The 21,482-nt window shown below is 71.5% G+C and carries 22 protein-coding genes and 1 pseudogene; 18 read left to right on the top strand and 5 right to left on the bottom strand.

Features of this window, described 5'->3' with window-relative positions; all coding sequences use genetic code 11:
- Positions 1-150: 150 nt before the first annotated feature.
- From ACWCQM_RS14755 to ACWCQM_RS14740, 4 genes are all read left to right on the top strand, one after another.
- A complete protein-coding gene (locus ACWCQM_RS14755) occupies positions 151-1,068 on the top strand; it encodes a CoA transferase subunit A (protein ID WP_450915868.1) in 918 nt (305 codons plus the stop codon).
- Positions 1,069-1,094: 26 nt separating this feature from the next.
- Positions 1,095-1,871 carry a CoA-transferase subunit beta gene (locus ACWCQM_RS14750; RefSeq protein ID WP_450915671.1) on the top strand — a complete coding sequence of 259 codons (777 nt, stop codon included), beginning with the start codon at positions 1,095-1,097 and terminating at the stop codon, positions 1,869-1,871.
- Positions 1,872-1,950: 79 nt separating this feature from the next.
- Positions 1,951-3,477, top strand: a complete 1,527-nt coding sequence (locus ACWCQM_RS14745; RefSeq protein WP_450915670.1) for a 3-hydroxyacyl-CoA dehydrogenase — start codon at positions 1,951-1,953, stop codon at positions 3,475-3,477.
- 71 nt (positions 3,478-3,548) lie between these two features.
- Complete coding sequence (locus ACWCQM_RS14740) at positions 3,549-3,944, top strand: VOC family protein (protein WP_450915669.1); 396 nt, start codon at positions 3,549-3,551, stop codon at positions 3,942-3,944.
- On the opposite strand, the gene ACWCQM_RS14735 is transcribed toward ACWCQM_RS14740, so the two are convergent.
- The 3 genes and pseudogenes from ACWCQM_RS14735 to ACWCQM_RS14725 form a co-directional block, all read right to left on the bottom strand.
- Positions 3,881-4,642: a helix-turn-helix domain-containing protein gene (locus tag ACWCQM_RS14735; protein ID WP_450915668.1), complete on the bottom strand. Its 762-nt coding sequence runs from the start codon at positions 4,640-4,642 to the stop codon at positions 3,881-3,883. The genes ACWCQM_RS14740 and ACWCQM_RS14735 overlap by 64 nt on opposite strands.
- Before the next feature lie 56 nt (positions 4,643-4,698).
- A pseudogene (locus tag ACWCQM_RS14730) lies at positions 4,699-5,378 on the bottom strand (DUF5701 family protein).
- A gap of 99 nt (positions 5,379-5,477) precedes the next feature.
- Positions 5,478-6,602: a YihY/virulence factor BrkB family protein gene (locus ACWCQM_RS14725; protein ID WP_450915667.1), complete on the bottom strand. Its 1,125-nt coding sequence runs from the start codon at positions 6,600-6,602 to the stop codon at positions 5,478-5,480.
- Positions 6,603-6,619: 17 nt separating this feature from the next.
- On the opposite strand from ACWCQM_RS14725, the gene ACWCQM_RS14720 reads away from it, so the two are divergent.
- The 14 genes from ACWCQM_RS14720 to ACWCQM_RS14655 all read left to right on the top strand — a co-directional run bounded on the left by ACWCQM_RS14720 (position 6,620) and on the right by ACWCQM_RS14655 (position 20,153).
- A complete protein-coding gene (locus ACWCQM_RS14720; protein ID WP_450915666.1) occupies positions 6,620-8,257 on the top strand; it encodes an acyl-CoA dehydrogenase family protein in 1,638 nt (545 codons plus the stop codon).
- 356 nt (positions 8,258-8,613) lie between these two features.
- On the top strand, positions 8,614-9,840 hold the full coding sequence (locus tag ACWCQM_RS14715) for a GAF domain-containing protein (protein ID WP_450915867.1): 1,227 nt from the start codon (positions 8,614-8,616) through the stop codon (positions 9,838-9,840).
- Between the two features lie 72 nt (positions 9,841-9,912).
- Positions 9,913-10,509 carry a GNAT family N-acetyltransferase gene (locus ACWCQM_RS14710; protein ID WP_450915665.1) on the top strand — a complete coding sequence of 199 codons (597 nt, stop codon included), beginning with the start codon at positions 9,913-9,915 and terminating at the stop codon, positions 10,507-10,509.
- 177 nt (positions 10,510-10,686) lie between these two features.
- Positions 10,687-10,770 (top strand): putative leader peptide, encoded by an 84-nt coding sequence (locus ACWCQM_RS14705; RefSeq protein WP_349817346.1) that lies wholly within the window; start codon positions 10,687-10,689, stop codon positions 10,768-10,770.
- Positions 10,771-10,883: 113 nt separating this feature from the next.
- The gene (locus ACWCQM_RS14700; RefSeq protein ID WP_450915664.1) at positions 10,884-12,581 is read left to right on the top strand and encodes a nitrite/sulfite reductase; all 1,698 of its coding nucleotides are present in this window, start codon (positions 10,884-10,886) and stop codon (positions 12,579-12,581) included.
- A complete protein-coding gene (locus tag ACWCQM_RS14695; protein WP_450915663.1) occupies positions 12,578-12,757 on the top strand; it encodes a hypothetical protein in 180 nt (59 codons plus the stop codon). Before ACWCQM_RS14700 ends, ACWCQM_RS14695 begins: the two co-directional genes overlap by 4 nt.
- Positions 12,754-13,470 carry a phosphoadenylyl-sulfate reductase gene (locus ACWCQM_RS14690; protein WP_450915662.1) on the top strand — a complete coding sequence of 239 codons (717 nt, stop codon included), beginning with the start codon at positions 12,754-12,756 and terminating at the stop codon, positions 13,468-13,470. Before ACWCQM_RS14695 ends, ACWCQM_RS14690 begins: the two co-directional genes overlap by 4 nt.
- Before the next feature lie 23 nt (positions 13,471-13,493).
- Entirely contained in the window at positions 13,494-14,039 is a 546-nt protein-coding gene (gene cysC / locus ACWCQM_RS14685; protein WP_450915661.1) for an adenylyl-sulfate kinase, read from the top strand.
- Positions 14,036-14,971 carry a sulfate adenylyltransferase subunit CysD gene (cysD, locus tag ACWCQM_RS14680; protein ID WP_450915660.1) on the top strand — a complete coding sequence of 312 codons (936 nt, stop codon included), beginning with the start codon at positions 14,036-14,038 and terminating at the stop codon, positions 14,969-14,971. Before cysC ends, cysD begins: the two co-directional genes overlap by 4 nt.
- Positions 14,972-14,973: 2 nt before the next feature.
- Positions 14,974-16,326, top strand: coding sequence for a sulfate adenylyltransferase subunit 1 (locus tag ACWCQM_RS14675; RefSeq protein WP_450915659.1), 1,353 nt, complete (start codon positions 14,974-14,976; stop codon positions 16,324-16,326).
- 234 nt (positions 16,327-16,560) lie between these two features.
- Positions 16,561-17,676, top strand: coding sequence for an aliphatic sulfonate ABC transporter substrate-binding protein (locus ACWCQM_RS14670; protein ID WP_450915658.1), 1,116 nt, complete (start codon positions 16,561-16,563; stop codon positions 17,674-17,676).
- A 49-nt stretch (positions 17,677-17,725) separates the two neighbouring features.
- A complete protein-coding gene (locus tag ACWCQM_RS14665; protein WP_450915657.1) occupies positions 17,726-18,517 on the top strand; it encodes an ABC transporter ATP-binding protein in 792 nt (263 codons plus the stop codon).
- Complete coding sequence (locus ACWCQM_RS14660) at positions 18,504-19,382, top strand: ABC transporter permease (RefSeq protein WP_450915656.1); 879 nt, start codon at positions 18,504-18,506, stop codon at positions 19,380-19,382. The genes ACWCQM_RS14665 and ACWCQM_RS14660 overlap by 14 nt, the downstream gene beginning before the upstream one ends.
- A gap of 6 nt (positions 19,383-19,388) precedes the next feature.
- Entirely contained in the window at positions 19,389-20,153 is a 765-nt protein-coding gene (locus tag ACWCQM_RS14655) for a sirohydrochlorin chelatase (RefSeq protein ID WP_450915655.1), read from the top strand.
- On the opposite strand, the gene ACWCQM_RS14650 is transcribed toward ACWCQM_RS14655, so the two are convergent.
- Positions 20,150-20,800, bottom strand: coding sequence for a DsbA family protein (locus ACWCQM_RS14650; RefSeq protein WP_450915654.1), 651 nt, complete (start codon positions 20,798-20,800; stop codon positions 20,150-20,152). The genes ACWCQM_RS14655 and ACWCQM_RS14650 overlap by 4 nt on opposite strands.
- A gap of 83 nt (positions 20,801-20,883) precedes the next feature.
- The gene (locus tag ACWCQM_RS14645; RefSeq protein ID WP_450915653.1) at positions 20,884-21,471 is read right to left on the bottom strand and encodes a TIGR03086 family metal-binding protein; all 588 of its coding nucleotides are present in this window, start codon (positions 21,469-21,471) and stop codon (positions 20,884-20,886) included.
- Positions 21,472-21,482 lie beyond the last annotated feature (11 nt).

Here is a 21,482-nt window from a genome sequence, read left to right as displayed (position 1 = left end):
ACTTCCATTCATTAACCAACGGTCTTGATCCGACCTTAATTTGGTATTGGACAGCAATCAATAGCCGCTGACACGGTGAGGGCGACCAGCACGCACTTGCCGAGGAGCACCGTGGAGCGGACGGATACGGCCGACGCGCCGAGCAAAGTCATGTCGATGAGGGAGGCCGTCGCCGCCTTCGTGCACGACGGAGCCACCGTCGCCCTCGAAGGGTTCACCCACCTGGTTCCCACCGCGGCCGGGCACGAGATCATCCGCCAGGGCCGCAAGGGCCTCACCGTCGTACGGATGACGGCGGACATCGTGGTGGACCAGATGATCGCCGCGGGCTGTGTCTCGCGGCTGGTCTCGTCCTTCGTGGGCAACTCCTCCGCCGGTTCGCTCGGGGAGCTGCGGCGCCGGATCGAGCGCGCCGACCCTGCGCCCCTGGCCTTCGAGGAGTACAGCCACTACGGGATGGTCTGCCGCTATCTCGCCGGGTCCCAGCGGCTGCCGTTCTATCCGCTGCGCAGCTACGGCGGCAGCGATCTGCCGGGCGTCAACAGCGCTCTGCGCAAGGTGACGTCGCCCTATCCCGGGCCCGACGGGGAGCCGGAGCAGATCTACGTCGTGCCGCCCGTCAACCCGGACGTGACGATCATCCACGCCCAGCGCGCCGACCGCCGGGGCAACACCCAGATCTGGGGGCTCACCGGCATCCAGGCCGAGGCGGTGTACGCGGCGGACAAGGCGATTGTCGTCGTCGAGGAGGTCGTCGCCGACGAGGTGGTCCGCTCGGACCCCAACCGCACGGTCGTCCCCTCCCACGCGGTGGACGCCGTCGTGGTCTGCCCGCGCGGCGCGCACCCCTCCTTCGCGCAGGGCTACTACGACCGCGACAACGCCTTCTACCGGGCCTGGTCCCACATCAGCAAGGACCCGGAGCGGCTGCGCGAGTGGCTGGCGGAGTGGGTGTACGGAACGGCCGACCACGCCGAGTACGTCGACAAGCTGGGCGAGGAGTTCTGGGCGGGTCTGGCCGTCGGCGAGGCACTCAGCGAACCGGTGAACTACGGGCGGCGGCTGTGAGCGCGCCGGAGGAGAGGGAACGGGACATGACCACCACCGCACCGGAGGCCGTCACCTCCTCCGAGCTGCTCTCCGTCGTCGCCTCGCGCGAACTGGCTTCCCGCCGCACGGTGTTCGCCGGTATCGGGCTGCCGACGCTCGCCACCGAGCTGGCCCATCTGACGGTCGCGCCGCAGATCGAGGTCGTCTACGAGTCGGGGGTGTGCGGGGCGCACCCCTCGCACCTGCCGGAGACCATCGCCGACGCCGTGCTCATCTCGGGTGCGGAGGCGGTGCTCTCGATGCCGGCGCTGTTCGGCTGTGTGCTCCAGGGCGGTCACATCGACGTGGGCTTCCTGGGGGCCGCGCAGATCGACCGGTGGGGCAACCTCAACACCTCGGTCATCGGTGACTGGGAGAGCCCCGCGGTACGGCTCCCCGGTTCCGGCGGTGCCGTCGAGGTGATGGCCAACTCCCGCGAGGTCTTCGTGGTGATGCGCCGTCACAACCCGCGCTCCTTCACCGGGACCCTGGACTTCTGCACCACCCCGGGCCCGGACCGCGCGCTCGCCGAGGGCATCCGGCCGCTGGGCGCGGGGGTCACCCGGGTCATCACCGAGCTGGGCATCCTGGCCCGGGCCGGCGTCGGGGAGGAGCTCCGGCTCGTCGCCGTGCACCCGGGGGTGACGGTGGACCAGGTGCGCGAGGCCACGGGCTGGGACCTCCAGGTCGCCGCCACCGTCGACACCGTGCCCCCGCCGACCGCGGCGGAACTCCGGCTCCTGCGCGAGGACGTCGACCCGGGCAGGGTCTACCTTCGCTGACACGGCCGTGGCCGGCCTCCGCCGGCATCCACCACGGTTTTCCTTCGATCACCGCACCTGCCGAGAGGACGTAACCGCCATGCGTATCAGGATCGTCGGCGCCGGGGCCATGGGCCGGGGCATCGCCCAGTGGGCCGCGGTCGCCGGGCACACCGTCGAGCTCTGCGACGTGAGGACCGAGGCGGTGACAGCGGCCGTGGACTTCGTGCGGTCCATGCTGGAACGCGCGGTCCAGAAGGGCCGGATGACCGCCGGCGACGCCGCCGCCGCCCTGGAGCGGCTGGTCCCGCTGGACGACCCGTGGGCGGGGGGCCCTGACGTGGAGCTGGTCGTCGAGGCTGTACGGGAGGACCTGGACACCAAGGCCGAGGTCTTCGGGAAGCTGGAGCAGGCGCTGCCGGACTCCACCGTCTTCGCGACCAACACCTCATCCCTCTCCGTGACCCGCATCGCCGCGTCGCTGAAGGACCCGGGCCGGCTGGCGGGGCTGCACTTCTTCAACCCGGTACCGCTGATGAAGATCGTCGAGATCGTGCCGGGCGCCGCGACGCGTCCGGAGATCCCGCCCCTCCTGACCACCCTGGTCGAGAGCTGCGGCCATCGCGCGGTGACCGTCGCCGACACCCCCGGCTTCCTGGTCAACCACGCCGGCCGGGGCCTGGTGACGGAGGCCCTGGCGCTCCTGGAGGAGTCGGTCGCGGACCCCGCGGGGATCGACCGGATCGCCCGGGACGTGCTGGGGCTGCGCATGGGCCCGTTCGAACTGATGGACCTCACGGGGCTCGACGTCACGGCGGCGGTGATCGACTCCATCTGGCAGGGCTTCCGCCACGAGGACCGGCTCCGCCCGTCCTTCCTCACCCCGAACCGGGTGACGGCGGGCCTGCACGGCCGCAAGACCGGCCAGGGCTGGTTCGCGTACGGCCCCGAGGCGCCCTCCCCCGCCCCGGAGGCACCGGTGACGGGTGACGCGGACCGGCCGGTGTTCGTGGCGGGCGGCGAGGGGGACGCGCTGCGGAGCGCGCTGAGCACCGCCGGAGCGACGGTGGAGAGCGGCCCCGGGCCCTCGGAGGCAGCCGTGGTCCTCGTCCCGGTCTGGGGCACCACGGCCGCCGCAGCGGTGGCCGCGCTGGGGCTTCCCGCCTCGCGCACCTTCGGTGTGGACCCGCTGCCCCCGGCGGGCCGCCGCAGGGTCCTCGCCGTGACCCCGGCGTCCGACCCCGCCGCCGCGCGGGACGCCCGCGCGGTGCTGGCCCGCGCGGCGGACGGCGGGGAGCCGTACGCCGTGTCCGTGGTGCGGGACACCGCGGGTTCGGTGGCACAGCGGCTGCTCGCCTCGGTGGTCTCCGTCGCCGCGTCGATCGCGGAGCGCTCGCTCGCCACCCCGGCGGACATCGACCTGGCGGTGACGACCGGCCTCGGCTACCCGGCGGGCCCGCTGGCCTGGGGCGACCGGATCGGCGCCGCGCGGCTGCTGGACCTCCAGCGGGCGCTGCACGCCACGACGGGCGACCAGCGCCACCGTCCGACCCGCTGGCTGACCGAACGCGCGCAGCTCGGCCTGCCGCTGACGGACCCGGGCACCTCGCCCGCCGACTGCGCCTGAGCGCGGGCACCCGCCGGGCCCGTGACCGTTTCGTACAAGACATGGTCACGGGCCCGGCCTACGTTCGTTCCATGACTCCACGACTCGACGCGATCTCCGTCACCACCGCCGATCTTCCCGCCTCGCTGGCCTTCTACCGCAGGCTCGGGCTCGACATCCCCAAGGGTGCCGAGTCGGCCCCCCATGTCGAGGTGTCGCTGCCGGGCGGGCAGCGCCTGCTCTGGGACACGGAGGACGTCGTCCGCTCATTCGATCCCGGCTGGACGGGCTCGAAGGGCGGCGAGCGCCTCGGGCTGGCCTTCCTGTGCGACGGCCCGGCGGAGGTGGACGCGGTGTACACGGATCTGACCGATGCCGGCTACGAGGGCCATCTGCCGCCCTGGGACGCGGTCTGGGGGCAGCGTTACGCCGTCGTCCTGGACCCGGACGGCTCCGCGGTCTCGCTGTTCGCGCCCCGTCCCTCGTAGCCCGTGGCGGTGAGATAGCCGCCCAGTGTCGCACCGGCCAGGTCCCGCATCTCCCGCGCCAGGTGCGCCTGGTCGGCGCAGCCCGCGGCTTGGGCAGCCTCGGCGTACGGCGTTCCCGCGCGTACGAGGGCGAGGGCGCGCTGCAGTCTCAGGATCCTGGCCAGTGTCTTCGGCCCGTAGCCGAACGCGGCCAGCGAGCGGCGGTGCAGCTGACGGGGTCCGAGCCCCACGGCGCGTGCGGTGGCGGCGACGGAGCTGCCCTGCCGCAGCCGCGCGGCGACGACGGCCGCGAGCGGGTCCGGGGGCCCGGTGCGGGCGGCCCGGCGCAGGGCGATGCCCTCCAGCGCGGCGCCCGGGTCGCCCGCCGCCCCGATCCGCTCGGTGAGCCCGCGGACGTCGGGGCCGGGCCAGAGCGCGTCGAGGGCGACCCGCCGGTCGCGCAGCTCGTGCGCGGGCACGCCGAGGAGGGCGGGAGCGGTGCCGGGGGCGAAGCGGATGCCGGCGCAGTCGCCCGAGAGCGCCGCACCGGGGGTGAACGCATGGGTGTCGGGGCCCGCGACCAGGAGCCGGCCGCCCACCCAGAGCAGGTCCATGCAGCCGTCGGGGAGCACGGGCCGGGCGGGGTCCCGTGCCCCGCTCCAGGCCCAGAGAACCGCGCCGCCGAAGCGCGACACCCGCTCCTCGTACCGTGCGCCCATGGTTCCAGCCTAGAGGTCCCGGACGCGGGTCCGGCCCGCCGTGGGCCGGTGGCGGGTCAGCCCTCCTCGGACCGGTCCGGGATCACGCTCCGCCCCGTCCCCGACGCGAAGCCGAGCCAGTGTGCCGGTTCCCGGCCCAGCACCAGCCGACCTTGGGGGCGTCGCGCCGCTCACGGCCGTCGCGCCCGGTGCCGTTGCTGATCCACAGCGCGGGAGTACGGGCGTCCAGGGCGCTGTTCGCCTTGCGCAGCCGGGAACCGATGGTCATGAAGCAGTGGTTGCGCTCCAGGATCTCGGGCTGCTGCAGCACCCAGGCGATGCCCTCGGTGAGCAGCATCGGGGTGCGGTCCCGCCCGGTGAGGGCGGGCAGCGCCTCGTCCGGGCTCCAGTTGGCCATCTCGTCCCCGCGGTCGGCCCCGGTGACGAGGTAGAGCGGGGCGTCGGGCAGCGCGACGGTGTCGAGCGGGGCGAACAGGTCGACATCGGACATGTCGGTGACGACGAACCCCGGCTTGCCGTTGCGGCTGAGCAACGGCGCGAGGACGGAGGCGGGGGCCCGGCCGGGATGGACGGCGAGCAGGGTTCCCTCGTCGGCGGAGGCGTCGGCGGCCTCGGCGAAGGCGCGCAGTTCGCCGGCGGACAGACCGGCGATCCCGTGCACCCCGAGCTCGATCAGGCGCTCGGCCTGTGCCGACGGTGCCGGGAGCGCGGGAAGGACGGTGGACGTTTCGGGCACGATGCTCCCAGGGTGACGTCGTGGGCGGACTCGGGACCAACGCGGTGCCGCGCCCGAATGTTCCCGCCGTGCTTCCCGTCCCTGCGGAACGTTCCGGTCCTACTTCGCGTCCCTGTTCCCGTGCAGACGGGACTTCACGTCGTCCGGGGGCAGGAAGCGCGACCAGCGCTCGGGGAATTCGGAGGGCATGGAGACGTCCTCCTCGTCGTCGTCCGCATAGGCGTCCCAGTTCGCCGCCTGGGTACGGGCCACCAGTTCCGCGGCCTGCGCCGCCTTCACCCGGTCGCTGGCCGCGCGGGCCGCCGCCGTGGCCAGCGAGGGCCAGACGCGGTCGATCGCCGCGTTCACGGCGGCGCCGACCAGGACGGCGAAGGCGGAGATGCCTATCCAGAGCAGGACGGCGATGGGCGCGGCCAAGGAGCCGTAGATGGTGGGGCCTTCGACCGTGCTCGTGAGGTAGATCCGCAGCAGGAAGCTCCCCAGCACCCACATGCCGAGCGCCACGAGCGCCCCGGGCACGTCCTCCATCCACGGTGAACGGACGGGGACGGACACGTGGTAGAGCGTCGTCAGGAAGGCGATGGACAGGATGATGACCAGCGGCCAGTAGAGGACGGCCAGCACCTCGGTGCCGAAGGGGACGAACTCCACCACCCGGTCGGGGCCGACGACCAGCAGCGGCAGCACCACGGCGCCCAGGAGCAGCGCGACCACGTAGAGCAGGAAGGCGAGCAGCCGGGTCTTGACGATGCCCCGGTGGCCGTCGAGGCCGTACATCACGGTGATGGTGTCGATGAAGACGTTCACCGCGCGGGAGCCGGACCAGAGCGCGATCGCGAAGCCGATGGAGATGACGTCGGGGCGCGCGCCCGTGGTCACGTCGGCTATGAGCGGTTTCGCGATGTCGTTGACGCCGCGCTCGGACAGCACGGTCTGCACCGCGCCGAGGATGTTGCGCTCGATGGAGGCGACGGTGGTGGTGGCCGTCCAGTCGTCGACGTATCCGAGCAGCCCGATCAGACCGAGCAGCAGCGGTGGCAGGGACAGCAGGGTGAAGAACGCCGCCTCGGCGGCGAGGCCGAGGATGCGGTACTCGATGCACGAGTTGACCGTGTCCTTGAGCAGATGCCACGCCATCTGGCGCTTCGACACGTTGCGATAGAGGACTCGAGCCCGGTGGAGCCGGCCTGGTGGCCGCTCGGGTGTTTCGTTTGCTGCCTGCACCTCCTTACCGTAGCGGCATGGCAGCTACCACCCACACAGTGACCAACCAGGTTCCGCCGCTGGTCGGCTATGACGTCTTCGCGGCCGATCGTGCTCTGACGGAGGCCGTCGAGCGGCATCTGGAACCGGGAATCCTCGACGAGGCCCGGGGGGAACTCGGCGCGCTGGGTCTCTCCGCCGGCTCGGCCCAGGCCCAGGAGTGGGGTGCGCAGGCCAACGAGAATCCTCCGAAGCTGCGTACGCACGACCGCTACGGGCACCGCGTCGACGAGGTGGACTTCCATCCGGCCTGGCACCGGCTGCTGGGGCACGCGGTGACGGCGGGGCTGACGGACGCCTGGGGCAGGCAGGGCGGTCATGTCCGGCGCGCGGCCGGGTTCCTGGTCTGGACGCAGGCCGAGGCGGGCCACGGATGCCCGCTGTCGATGACACACGCGGCGGTCCCGGCGCTGCGCACCGACCCCGCGCTGGCCGCCGAGTGGGAGCCGCTGCTGACCTCGCACGTGTACGAGGAGGGGCTGCGGCCCGCCTCGCAGAAGGCCGGTGTGCTCTTCGGGATGGGCATGACGGAGAAGCAGGGCGGCACCGATGTCCGCTCCAACACCACCCGGGCCGAACCGCTGGCCGGCGACGGGGAGTATCTGCTCACCGGCCACAAGTGGTTCTGCTCGGCTCCCATGTCGGACGGCTTCCTGGTGCTGGCCCAGGCCCCGGGCGGGCTGAGCTGCTTCCTGGTGCCGCGGGTCCTGCCGGACGGCGCCCGCAACGTGTTCGCGATCCAGCGACTCAAGGACAAACTGGGCAACCGGTCGAACGCCTCCAGCGAGGTCGAGTTCGACGGGACGTGGGCCCGCCGGGTCGGTGAGGAGGGGCGCGGGGTGCGCACCATCATCGAGATGGTGGCGGCGACCCGGCTGGACTGCGTGGTGGGTTCGGCGGCGCTGATGCGGCAGGCGGTGGCACAGGCGATCCATCACAGCGCGTACCGCAGCGCGTTCGGCGGGCTGCTGATCGAGAAGCCGCTGATGCGCAACGTACTGGCCGATCTCGCCCTGGAGTCGGAGGCGGCGACGACGCTCGCGCTGCGGCTGGCCGCCGCCTACGACGCGGACACGGAGGAGGAGCGCGCTTTCCTGCGGATCGCCGTGCCGGCCGCCAAGTACTGGGTGACGAAGCGGTGCGCCGCGGTGGTCGGGGAGGCCCTGGAGTGCCTGGGCGGCAACGGTTACGTCGAGGAGTCGGGGATGCCCCGGCTGCTGCGCGAGGCGCCGCTCAACTCGATCTGGGAGGGCTCGGGCAACGTACAGGCGCTCGATGTGCTGCGGGCGTTGCAGCGTGAGCCGGGGGCGCTGAACGCCTTCCTCACGGAGGTCGGGAAGGCGCGGGGCACCGATCACCGGCTCGACAGGGCGATCAAGGACCTGCTGACCGAACTCGCGGACCTGGACGCCGTCGAGGCGCGGGCCAGGCGGCTGGTGGAGCGGATGGCCCTGGTGCTCCAGGGTTCGCTGCTGCTGCGCTGGGCGCCGCCCGAGGTCGCCGACGCGTTCTGCGCCTCCCGGCTGGGCGGGGACTGGGGCTCTGCCTTCGGGACGCTGCCGCACAGTCTGGATCTGGCCACGGTCGTGGAGCGGGCACGGGCCCAGGAGCGCTAGCGGCGCGGGGCCCGTGAGTGCCGCCGGGCCGTCGGGACAAACGACGGAGGGTGGTGCTGCGCCGACACGGCACCACCCTCCACGCCTGTGCAGCACCGCACGGCGGGTCGAGGACTCCCCGCACGGTGTTCCACCACTCTTGTACGGTCTGCGGCCTCTCGCCAGAGTTGCAAAGGGTTGCAACCATTGCGTGGACTGTGGGGTGACGGGACCCTGTCCACGGCAGGATGGCTCCCTGGGTCCGGTTTCCCAGTTCCGGTCGGACCCGGGCTTTGTTGGGGGGACCCGTCATGGAGACACGCCGTTTCACGCCATCGCGGCAGGAGAATGCGCGGTACCCCGCGGTGACCGAGGGCATGGTCCACCGCGCCCGGGAGGCCCGGCTGGAAGGCCTGCGCACAGCGGCCGTGCCGCGCGCCGAGATCGACGCCTCCTGGGACCGGGTGCTGCGCAGCGGGATCGATCCGGAGCAGTCGCCGGAAACCAGGCTGCTGGAGGCCGACGAGATCGAGCACCGCCGCAGCAGCACCGCGCTCGGCGAGGTCATGCCGCTGCTGCGGCAGGGGCTGGCCTCGATCGCGGACGCCGCTCAGCAGATCATGGTGGTCACGGACCCGGAGGGCAGGGTGCTGTGGCGGCAGGGGCACTCGGCCGTGCTGCGCCGGGCCAGGGACATCTGCCTGGAGGAGGGCGCGAACTGGGCCGAGTCGGCGACGGGCACCAATGCCATCGGCACGGCGCTCGCCGTCCGCACCCCCGTCCAGGTCCACTCCGCCGAGCACTTCATCCGCGCCCTGCACGGCTGGACCTGTGCGGCGGCCCCGTTGCGCGATCCCCGGGACGGCCGGCTGATGGGCATCGTCGACATCAGCGGGCCCGCCTCCACCTTCCATCCGGCGACGCTGGCCCTGGTCGGCTCGGTGACGGCGCTGGCGGAGAGCGAGCTGCGCAACCGGCATCTGGTCTCCATAGACCGGCTGCGCTCGGTGGCCGCCCCGATCCTGTGCCGGATGCCCGGCCGCGCCCTGGTGGTGGACACGCACGGCTGGCCCGCCGCCTTCAGCGGCATGCCGCCCATGGACCGGCTGCCGCTGCCGAAGTCGCTGCGGGCGGGCACGGTGTGGCTGGCGTCGCTGGGGATGTGCCGGGTGGAGCCGCTGCCGGGCGGGTGGCTGATCCAGGTCACGGAGGGCGCGAGCGAGGGTCCGCCTCGCCGGGTGGTGCTCGATCTGAGCCGGGAGCGGGGGCTCGCGGTCCATGTGGCGGGCCCCGTGGGCACCTGGACGCACCGGCTCTCGCCCCGGCACGCGGAGCTGCTGTACTCGCTGGCCCTGCACAGGGACGGGCGCACGGCGGCGGAGCTGGCCGAGGACGTCTTCGGCGACGCGACCAGGACGGTGACGGTGCGGGCCGAGATATCCCGTATACGGCGGCATCTCGCGGAGGTGCTCGCGCACCGCCCGTACCGCTTCGGCGAGGGTGTCGAGGTGGAGGTCGTCCATCCGGACGTGCCGGCCGATCTGCTGCCCCGCTCGAACGCTCCGGTGGTGCTCAGGGCACGTGCGGCGGCCGGGGTGGCCTGACGTCTCCGTCTTTCTGGGGCCTTCTGGGCGGCCTTTTGGGTGAAGGGCCCGGGCCGTGGTTTTCTGACCGCCATGAGCAACGCCACGCACTCCGCCGCCGCCCCCCTCTCCGACGTGACCGTCTGGCACCTGGAGCAGACCTCCCCCGCCGATCTGAAGCCCGCCGCCGCCCCCGACGGCTCGGTGACGGTCGTGCGCTCGGAGACGGCGCTGCCCGAGTTCAGCCGCTTCCTGTACACGGCGGTGGGCGGGGACGTCCGGTGGACCGACCGGCTGGACCTCACGTACGCGCAGTGGGAAGAGCTCCTGGAGCGGCCCGGGGTCGAGACGTGGGTGGCGTACGAGAACGGGACCCCGGCGGGGTTCATCGAGCTCGGCCCCCAGGAGGACGGGGCGGTCGAGATCGTCTACTTCGGTCTGATCCCCGCCTTCCGGGGCCGCCGGATAGGCGGACACCTGCTCTCGGAGGGCGTGGCGCGCGCCTGGGACCTGGCCGAGCGGCACCCGGAGCGGACCCCCACCAAGCGGGTGTGGCTGCACACCTGCTCCAATGACGGGCCGCACGCGATGGGCAACTACCTGCGGCGGGGCTTCCGGCTGTTCGACACGAAGACCGAGCAGGAGCCCGACGTCCCGAACCCGGGTCCCTGGCCGGGCGCGCACGCCTGACCGGAGGCCGGGGGCACTCACCCGGGTGCCCCGGTCCGGGCCGATCCCGGGCCGATCTTGTCGCTTTGTCGACAGATCCGCGTGATCGACACCACATCGTCTCGCATTTCGAGACCATCTCGTCCACATGATGGATCGTGGTGGACTGCTCCGAGATCGGCGTGACACGCTTCCGTCATGTCTGGAACTGGAATTGCCTTGGTGAGTCGGCGGCACGTCGACCTCGGCCGCATGTCCAGCGCCATCTGTCCGGTCCGCTGAGAGTCACCAGCACCGCGATTTCCTGAAGTCCGCTCCACCCCTGCGCACCGCCGCGCCTCACGCGAGTGTGCAGTTCAGAGCCGCCCTCCTGCAGTCCCGAAGGACGTATAGCCATGGCCGCCATCCCCGAGAAGCCTGCTACCGCCACGCCCCGCCGCAAGGCCGGACGTCACCGTGGTGAAGGTCAGTGGGCCATGGGTCACTTCACACCGCTCAACGGGAACGAGCAGTTCAAGAAGGACGACGACAGTCTCAACGTGCGGACGCGCATTGAGACGATCTACTCCAAGCGCGGTTTCGACTCGATCGACCCCAACGACCTGCGCGGACGCATGCGCTGGTGGGGCCTGTACACCCAGCGCCGTCCCGGGATCGACGGCGGCAAGACCGCCGTGCTGGAGCCGGAGGAGCTGGACGACCGCTTCTTCATGCTGCGCGTGCGCATCGACGGCGGGAAGCTGACCACCGCGCAACTGCGTGTCATCGGCGAGATCTCCGAGGAGTACGCCCGCGGCACCGCCGACATCACCGACCGGCAGAACGTCCAGCTGCACTGGATCCGCATCGAGGACGTCCCCGCGATCTGGGAGAAGCTCGAAGCGGTCGGCCTTTCGACCACCGAGGCATGCGGTGACTGCCCCCGCGTGATCATCGGTTCCCCGGTGGCGGGCATCGCCGCGGACGAGATCATCGACGGCACCCCCGCCGTCGAGGAGATCCACGAGCGTTACATCGGCAGCAAGGAATTCTCCAACCTGCCCCGCAAGTTCAAGACCGCGATCTCGGGCTCGCCGGTCCAGGACGTGGTGCACGAGATCAACGACATCGCGTTCGTGGGCGTCGACCACCCCGAGCACGGCCCCGGCTTCGACCTCTGGGTCGGCGGCGGGCTCTCCACCAACCCGCGCTTCGCCGAGCGTCTGGGCGCCTGGGTGCCGCTGGACGAGGTCCCCGACGTCTGGGCCGGCGTCATCGGGATCTTCCGCGACTACGGCTACCGCCGGCTCCGCACCCGCGCCCGCCTGAAGTTCCTGATGGCCGACTGGGGCCCGGAGAAGTTCCGCCAGGTCCTGGAGGACGAGTACCTCAAGCGCCCGATGCTGGACGGCCCGCCGCCCGCGCAGCCCTCCTCCCGCTGGCGCGACCACATCGGTGTGCACGCGCAGCGCGACGGCCGTTTCTACGTCGGCTTCGCCCCGCGCGTGGGCCGCGTGGACGGCTCCACCCTGGCCAAGATCGCCGATCTGGCCGAGGCACACGGCTCCGGCCGGGTCCGCACCACCGTCGAGCAGAAGATGCTCATCCTCGACGTGGAGCAGGACCAGGTCGAGTCGCTGACCGCCGGCCTGGAGGCGCTGGACTTCCAGGTGAAGGCCTCCCCGTTCCGGCGCGGCACGATGGCCTGCACCGGCATCGAGTTCTGCAAGCTGGCGATCGTCGAGACCAAGGCGCGCGGCGCCGCGCTCATCGACGAACTGGAGCGCCGTCTCCCGGACTTCGAGGAGCCGCTCTCCATCAACATCAACGGCTGCCCCAACGCCTGCGCCCGCATCCAGACCGCGGACATCGGCCTCAAGGGCCAGCTGATGCTGGACGGCGACGGCAATCAGGTCGAGGGCTACCAGGTGCACCTCGGTGGCGCGCTCGGCCTGGAGGCCGGTTTCGGCCGCAAGGTCCGCGGTCTGAAGGTCACCTCGGCCGAACTCCCGGACTACGTCGAGCGGGTGCTCGGCAAGTTCCAGGAGGAGCGCGAGGAGGGCGAGCGCTTCGCGACCTGGGCGGCCCGCGCCAGTGCGGAGTCGCTGTCATGAGCGAACGAGCCGCGCCGTTCTACTGCCCGTACTGCGGCGACGAGGACCTGCGCCCGCACGAGGCCGGACACGGCGCCTGGGAATGTGCTTCCTGCAACCGCGCGTTCCAGCTGAAGTTCCTGGGCCTGCTGGCCCAGGGGCTCCAGCGCGACGACGTCGAAGGGGACACGGCATGACGGACACGCTGCACGCGGACGAGCTCACCGACGAGGAACTGAAGGAACTGGCCGAGCGGGCCGGGCGCGAGCTGGAGGACGCCTCCGCGAGCGACATCCTGAAGTGGGCGGCCGACACCTTCGGCCGGCGCTTCTGCGTCACCTCCTCCATGGAGGACGCGGTCGTCGCGCACCTGGCCTCCCAGGTCTTCCCCGGTGTGGACGTCGTCTTCCTCGACACGGGCTACCACTTCGAGGAGACCATCGGCACCCGGGACGCGGTGGACGCCGTGATGGACGTCAGGCTCATCACGCTGACCCCGCGTCAGTCGGTCGCCGAGCAGGACGCGGAGTACGGTCCGAAGCTGCACGACCGCGACCCCGACCTCTGCTGCGCGCTGCGCAAGGTCAAGCCGCTGGAGGAGGGTCTGACCGCGTACGCCGCCTGGGCGACCGGGCTGCGCCGCGACGAGTCCCCCACCCGGGCCAACACCCCGGTCGTGGGCTGGGACGAGAAGCGCCGCAAGGTGAAGGTCTCGCCGATCGCCCGGTGGACCCAGGACGACGTGGACGCGTATGTCGCCGAGAACGGCGTACTGACCAACCCGCTGCTGATGGACGGCTACGCCTCCGTCGGCTGCGCGCCCTGCACCCGGCGGGTGCTGGAGGGCGAGGACGCACGGGCCGGCCGCTGGGCCGGACGCGGCAAGACCGAATGCGGGCTGCACGGCTGATGACGACTGATCAGGAGATATCGATGAGCGTGACGGAGACGGGAGCCACCGTCTGGCTCACCGGTCTGCCGAGCGCCGGCAAGACCACCATCGCCTACGAACTGGCGGGCCGGCTGCGCGCGGACGGGCACCGGGTCGAGGTTCTGGACGGTGACGAGATCCGGGAGTTCCTCTCCGCGGGCCTCGGCTTCTCCCGCGAGGACCGGCACACCAACGTCCAGCGGATCGGCTTCGTCGCCGAACTGCTGGCCGCCAACGGTGTGAAGGCCCTCGTTCCGGTCATCGCGCCCTACGCCGACAGCCGTGACGCGGTGCGCAAGCGCCATCAGCAGGAGGGCACCGCGTATCTGGAGGTGCATGTCGCGACTCCGGTCGAGGTGTGCTCCGAGCGCGATGTGAAGGGGCTGTACGCCAAGCAGGCGGCGGGCGAGCTCACCGGTCTCACCGGGGTCGACGACCCCTACGAGGCGCCGGAGTCGCCCGATCTGCGGATCGAGTCGCACCAGCAGACCGTGCAGGAGTCCGCAGCGGCGCTTCACGCGCTGCTCACCGAGAGGGGCCTGGCGTGAGCACTGTCGCCACCGTGCCGGAAGGCACCGTCAACCCGTACGCGCTGAGCCACCTGGACTCGCTGGAGTCGGAGGCGGTGCACATCTTCCGTGAGGTCGCGGGCGAGTTCGAGCGGCCGGTGATCCTCTTCTCCGGCGGCAAGGACTCGATCCTGATGCTGCACCTCGCGCTGAAGGCCTTCGCTCCCGCGCCCATACCCTTCACGCTCCTGCACGTCGACACCGGGCACAACTTCCCCGAGGTCCTCGACTACCGCGACCGCACCGTCGAGAAGCACGGTCTGCGCCTCCACGTCGCCTCCGTCCAGGACTACATCGACGCCGGCAAGCTCCGCGAGCGCCCCGACGGCACCCGCAACCCGCTCCAGACGGTCCCGCTCACCGAGGCCATCCAGCAGCACCGCTTCGACGCCGTCTTCGGCGGCGGACGCCGCGACGAGGAGAAGGCCCGCGCCAAGGAGCGCGTCTTCTCCCTCCGCGACGAGTTCTCCCAGTGGGACCCCCGCCGCCAGCGCCCCGAGCTGTGGCAGCTCTACAACGGCCGCCACGCCCCCGGTGAGCACGTGCGCGTCTTCCCCATCTCCAACTGGACCGAACTCGACGTCTGGCAGTACATCGAGCGCGAGGGCATCGAGCTCCCGGAGATCTACTTCGCCCACGAGCGCGAGGTCTTCAGCCGCAACGGCATGTGGCTCACCGCCGGCGAGTGGGGCGGCCCCAAGGACCACGAGAAGGTCGAGACCCGCCAGGTCCGCTACCGCACCGTCGGCGACATGTCCTGCACCGGCGCCGTCGACTCCGACGCCACCACCCTGGACGCCGTGATCACCGAGATCGCCGCCTCCCGCCTCACCGAGCGGGGCGCGACCCGCGCCGACGACAAGATGTCCGAGGCCGCGATGGAAGACCGTAAGCGCGAGGGGTACTTCTAAAAATGACCACACCCATCCAGCTGGCAGAGCAGCTCTCGGCCACCACCCTCCTGCGCTTCGCCACGGCCGGCTCCGTCGACGACGGCAAGTCGACCCTCGTCGGACGCCTGCTGCACGACTCCAAGTCGGTCCTCACCGACCAGCTGGAGGCCGTGGCGCTGGCCTCCACCAACCGCGGCCAGGAGGCACCCGACCTGGCGCTGCTCACCGACGGGCTGCGCGCCGAGCGCGAGCAGGGCATCACCATCGACGTGGCCTACCGCTACTTCGCCACGCCCCGGCGCCGGTTCATCCTCGCCGACACCCCCGGCCATGTGCAGTACACCCGCAACATGGTCACCGGTGCCTCCACCGCCGAGCTCGCCGTCGTGCTGGTCGACGCCCGCAACGGTGTGGTCGAGCAGACCCGCCGCCACGCCGCGGTCGCCGCCCTGCTGCGCGTCCCCCACGTCGTCCTCGCGGTGAACAAGATGGACCTCGTGGACTACGCGGAGCCCGTCTTCGCCGCGATCGCCGAGGAGTTCACCGCGTACGCCGCCTCGCTCGGCGTCCCGGAGATCACCGCGATCCCGATCTCCGCGCTCGCCGGTGACAACGTCGTGGAACCCTCCGCCCACATGGACTGGTACGGCGGCCCGACGGTCCTGGAGCACCTGGAGACGGTGCCGGTCAGCCATGACCTCACCGCCTGCCACGCGCGCTTCCCGGTGCAGTACGTGATCCGTCCGCAGACCGCCGAGCACCCCGACTACCGGGGGTACGCCGGTCAGATCGCCGCCGGGGTGTTCCGGGTCGGCGAGACGGTCTCCGTGCTGCCTTCCGGACGCACCACGACGATCGAGGGGATCGACGCGCTCGGCGAGAGCGTCGACATCGCCTGGGCGCCGCAGTCGGTGACGATCCGGCTGGCCGACGACATCGACGTCTCGCGCGGCGACCTGATCGCGCCGGCCTCGGACACGCCGGCCACCACACAGGACGTCGAGGCGACCGTCTGCCACGTCGCGGACCAGCCGCTCACGGTGGGCCAGCGGGTGCTGCTCAAGCACACCACCCGCACGGTCAAGGCCATCGTCAAGGACATCCCGTCGCGGCTGACCCTGGACGACCTGTCGCAGCACCCGGCCCCCGGGCAGCTCGTGGCCAACGACATCGGCCGGGTCGTCGTCCGCACCGCCGAGCCGCTCGCGCTCGACGCCTACGCGGACTCGCGGCGCACCGGCTCCTTCCTGCTGATCGACCCCGCCGACGGCACGACGCTGTCGGCCGGCATGGCGGGCGCCTCGTTCGCCGCCGCCAACGGCGGGGAGGCGGAGGCGGACACCTCCGCCGAGGACGCGGAGTGGGACTTCTGATGATCAACGATTTCTTCTCGACCTTCGCGAAGGAGGGCGGCCGGGTCGGCAGCGGCGCCCTCGGCAGCGGCCAGGGCGGGGTCGGGCGATGTGCGTGATGACGTACGCGCACTGCCTGCGCGCCCGCTCGTACGACCCGCACCGCCAGTTCAGACGAAGACCTGCCGACCGCCCGGCCGCGCCACCTGATCCCAGGGGGACGTGAGCACCGGGCCAACGAGAGGAAAGCCTCCCGTGCCTGCCACCCGTACCACTCTCCGCCGCAGCCTCTCCGCTGCCGCCGCCCTGCCGCTGCTCGCCGTGGCGCTCACCGCCTGCGGCTACGGCTCCGAGGCGAAGGACGACGACTCCTCCAAGTCGAACGTCTCCGCCGACGGGAAGAAGCTCTCGACGGACACCGTGAAGATCGGTTACTTCCCGAACCTCACGCACGCCACCGCCCTGGTCGGCATCCAGGAAGGCCTCATCGCCAAGGAGCTGGGCGGCACCACGGTCAAGCCCTCGACGTTCAACGCCGGGCCCTCCGAGATCGAGGCGCTCAACGCGGGTGCGATCGACATCGGCTTCATCGGCCCCTCCCCCTCGATCAACGGCTACAGCAAGTCCAAGGGCCAGAGCCTGCGGATCATCGGTGGCTCGGCGTCCGGCGGCGTGAAGCTCGTCGTGAACCCGAAGAAGATCAAGACCCTGGACGACCTCAAGGGCAAGAAGATCGCCACCCCGCAGCTCGGCAACACCCAGGACGTGGCGTTCCTCAACTGGATCGCCGAGAAGGGCTGGAAGGTCGACGCCCAGAGCGGCAAGGGCGACGTCTCCGTGGTCCGCTCGGACAACAAGGTCACCCCGGACGCCTTCAAGGCCGGTTCCCTGGACGGTGCCTGGGTCCCCGAGCCGACCGCCTCCAAGCTGGTCGCCGAGGGCGGCAAGGTCCTGCTCGACGAGTCGACGCTGTGGCCGGACGACAAGTTCGTCATCACGAACATCATCGTGTCGCAGAAGTTCCTCTCCGAGCACCCGGACGTCGTGGACGCGGTGCTGCGCGGCACGGTGAACACCAACAAGTGGATCAACGCCAACCCTGACGAGGCGAAGGCCTCGGCCAACGCGGCGCTCAAGGAGCTCAGCGGCAAGGCGCTGCCCGCCGAGGTCCTCGACCCGGCATGGGAGTCGATCCAGATCACGGACGACCCGCTGGCCGCCACGCTCCAGGCGCAGGCCGACCACGCGGTCTCCGCGGGTCTGCTGGAGAAGCCCGACCTCAAGGGCATCTACGACCTGAAGCCGCTGAACAAGATCCTCAAGGCCGAGGGCCAGCCCGAGGTCGCCGACGCCGGTCTCGGCGCCGAGTAGTCCACCCGCCCGCACCAGGATCCCTGAAGATTCCCAGGAGGTGACGACCATGGCGACCACCACCCTCACCAAGGCCGAGGACCGTGCAGCGGTCGAGCATGCCGCCCGCATCCGACACGTCTCCAAGTCCTTCGCCGGACCCACGGGGCAGCAGCTCGTCCTGGACGACATCACGCTCGATGTCGCTCCGGGCGAGTTCGTCACCCTCCTGGGAGCTTCCGGGTGCGGTAAGTCCACGCTGCTCAATCTGGTGGCCGGTCTCGACCGCCCGACCGCGGGGTCCATCGAGACCCCCGGCGGGCGGCCGGCCCTGATGTTCCAGGAGCACGCCCTCTTCCCGTGGCTGACCGCGGGCAAGAACATCGAACTCGCCCTGCGGCTGCGCGGGGTCCCGAAGACCGAGCGCCGCCCGGAGGCGGAGCGGCTGCTCGAACTCGTGCGCCTCGGCGGGGCGTACGGGAAGCGGGTGCACGAACTCTCGGGCGGGATGCGCCAGCGGGTCGCGCTGGCACGCGCGCTCGCCCAGGACAGCCAGCTGCTGCTGATGGACGAGCCGTTCGCCGCGCTCGACGCCATCACCCGCGATGTGCTGCACGACGAGCTGACGCGGATCTGGCGCGAGACGAACGCCTCCGTCCTCTTCGTCACCCACAACGTGCGCGAGGCGGTGCGGCTCGCCCAGCGCGTCATCCTGCTCTCCTCGCGCCCGGGCAGGATCGCCCGCGAGTGGACGGTCGACATCGAGCAGCCTCGCCGCATCGAGGACACCGCCGTGGCGGAGCTGTCCGTCGAGATCACCGAAGAACTGCGTGGGGAGATCCGCCGACATGGCCAGCACTGATACGAAGCCCGACGACCTGGCCGGTCTCGAAGCCGGCCTGGACGCGCTCGACGCCGTACAGGTCCGCAGGACACCGACCCGCGAGATCCTGCTCAACAAGGTGCTTCCGCCGGTCGTCGCGGTCGTCCTGGTGGTCCTGGTCTGGCAGCTGCTGGTCTGGGCGAAGGTCACCGACGACTACAAGCTGCCGCCGCCCGCGGCGGTCTGGGACAGCCTGACCGACATGTGGGTGCAGGGCACCCTGCTGGAGGTCATCTGGACCAGTGTGTCGCGCGGCCTGTTCGGCTTCGTGATGGCCGTGGCGATCGGCACCCCGCTGGGCATGCTGGTCGCACGGGTGAAGGTCGTCCGGGCGGCGATCGGGCCGATCCTGTCCGGGCTTCAGTCGCTGCCGTCCGTGGCGTGGGTGGCGCCGGCCATCATCTGGCTGGGCCTCGACGACAAGACGATGTACGCGGTGATCCTGCTCGGCGCGGTCCCGTCCGTCGCCAACGGCCTGGTCTCCGGTGTCGACCAGGTGCCGCCGCTGTTCCTCCGCGCGGGCCGCACGATCGGTGCGACGGGGCTGCGCGGGACGATCCACATCGTCCTGCCGGCCGCGCTGCCCGGTTATCTCGCGGGCCTCAAGCAGGGCTGGGCGTTCTCCTGGCGCTCGCTCATGGCCGCCGAGATCATCGCGTCCTCGCCCGACCTGGGGCTGGGGCTCGGCCAGTTGCTGGAGAACGGCCGGAACAACTTCGACATGCCGGGGATCTTCCTGGCCATCCTCCTCATCCTGTTCGTCGGCATCGCCATCGACCTGCTGATCTTCAGTCCGCTGGAGCGGCGGGTGCTGCGCAGCCGTGGTCTCCTGGTCAAGAGCTGAGTCCTCATGCCCTCTCCGGTTCTCCTCGTCATCGCCCACGGCAGCCGCGACCCGCGGCACGCGGCGACCGTCCACGCGCTCACCGCGCGGGTGCGGTCGCTGCGGCCCGGGCTGCGGGTGGAGACGGGCTTCCTGGAGTTCAACGCCCCGTCCGTGCCCAGGGTGCTGGAGCGCCTGGCCGCGGAGGGGGCGGACGAGGTCGTGGCGCTTCCCCTGCTGCTGACCCGGGCCTTCCACGCCAAGGCGGACATCCCCTCGGTGCTGCGCGAGGCCCGTGCGCGGCTGCCTCGGCTGCGGATCCACCAGGCCGATGTGCTCGGCCCGTCCCCGCTGCTGAACGCCGCGCTGGAACAGCGCCTGTACGAGGCCGGGCTCACCCCCGGCGACAAGAGCTCGACCGGGCTGGTCCTGGCCTCGGCGGGCTCCACCGACCCGGAGGCGATCGCAGTGATCGCTGAAATCGCGCGGGAGCTGCGGCACACCGGCTGGTGCGCCGTGCGGCCTGCGTTCGCCTCCGCTGTAGTTGCCGGGGGCTCCTCCCGCACCGCCGACGCGGTGCGTGCCCTGCGCGCCGAAGGCGTACGGCGGGTCGCGGTGGCCCCGTACGTCATCGCACCGGGCAGGCTTCCCGACCGTATCGCCGCGGGTGCCGAGGAGTCCGGGGCCGATGTACTGGCCGGCGTGCTCGGCCCGTCCCCCGAACTGGCCCGGCTGCTGCTGACGCGCTACGACGAGGCGCGCGTCCCGGTGACCGGGGCGATCAGCGCCTAGGACTCCGGGCGGTCCTGCCCCAGGTCGAGGCTGCCGGTGCGCTCGCGCTTCATCTCGAAGAAGTCCGGGTGGCCGGCCAGGACCCGGAAGCTGTCGAAGATCCGTGCCGCCTCCTCGCCGCGCGGTACGGAGCTGAGCACCGGTCCGAACCAGACGGTGCCGTCGACATGGATCGTGGGTGTTCCGACATAGGAACCGGCGGCGGGGTCCTTCCCCCGGTCGTGGCTGCGGCGCACGGCCTCGTCGTACGTGTCCGTGTGCGCGGCCGCCGCCAGGGCCCCGGGCAGGCCCAGTTCGGCGAGGGACTCGGCGACGACGGCGTCGAAGTCCTCGTTCTTCTCCCGGTGGATGCGGGTGCCCAGGGCGGTGTAGAGGTCCCGGAGGATGCCCGGACCGTGGCTCGCCGCCGCGGCGGCGGCGACCCGCACAGGCCCGATCGATCTGTCGACCAGATCGCGGTACCAGCCGGGGAGTTCGTTGCCGGTGTTGTGCAGATGGAGGCTCATGACGTGGAAGCGGAGCTCGATGTCCCGCAGACGCTCCACCTCCAGCATCCAGCGGGAGGCGATCCAGGCGAACGGGCAGGCGGGGTCGAAATAGAAGTCGACGGCCGCGCTGCCCGATGTCTTGTTCACGTGGGTGCTCATGCGTGAAGCCTATGAAGGCGGTGGCCCGCACATCTGGGCCATTCGGCCCCCGTGCCGGTGGGCCACCGGTGTCTCCTGAGCGGTCAGGCCGCCAGGGTCCCGTGCGGGTCACGTCCGCTGAGGGCCAGGGCGCGCTCGAAGTCGGAGGCCCCCTCCCGCAGGGTGACTTCACCGGCGAAGCCCTCGTACTGCCGGTAGAGCGCGGCCGTGCCCTCGACCGTCCTCAGCAGGTGGCTCGCCGCCGGTCCGGAGATCCGGAACTCCTGTCCGGTGGCGCGGGCCACGTCCCAGCCGTGCAGCACGGTCTCCATGAGGAGCATCGCGGCGATCTCCGACGCCGGGGTGGAGCCGTGTCCGGTGTCGATGCCGCCCTCCCAGACCGCCGGATCGGACCAGGCGGCGACCGCCTGGTCGAGCTGGGTGGCGTACCGCTCGGGCCAGTCGGGGTCGGCCGTGAAGTCACGGGTCGTCAGCTCGTCGGGGATGGGTACGCGCAGGGCACGGCACTCCAGGCCGTGGGCGCTGTAGAGCACCCAGTGGTTGACCAGTTCCCGCAGGTCCCAGCCCTGACAGGGGGTCGGGGCCGAGTCGGGGAGCGTGGCATCGATGCCCCGGGCGATCCGGGCGGACTCGGTGGCGCATTCGGCCATGTGCGCGTACGCGTTCTTCATGGCTCCATCCT

The sequence above is a fragment of the Streptomyces sp. NPDC002125 genome, assembly GCF_053593715.1.
This window is presented reverse-complemented; position numbering and strand designations above follow the sequence as displayed.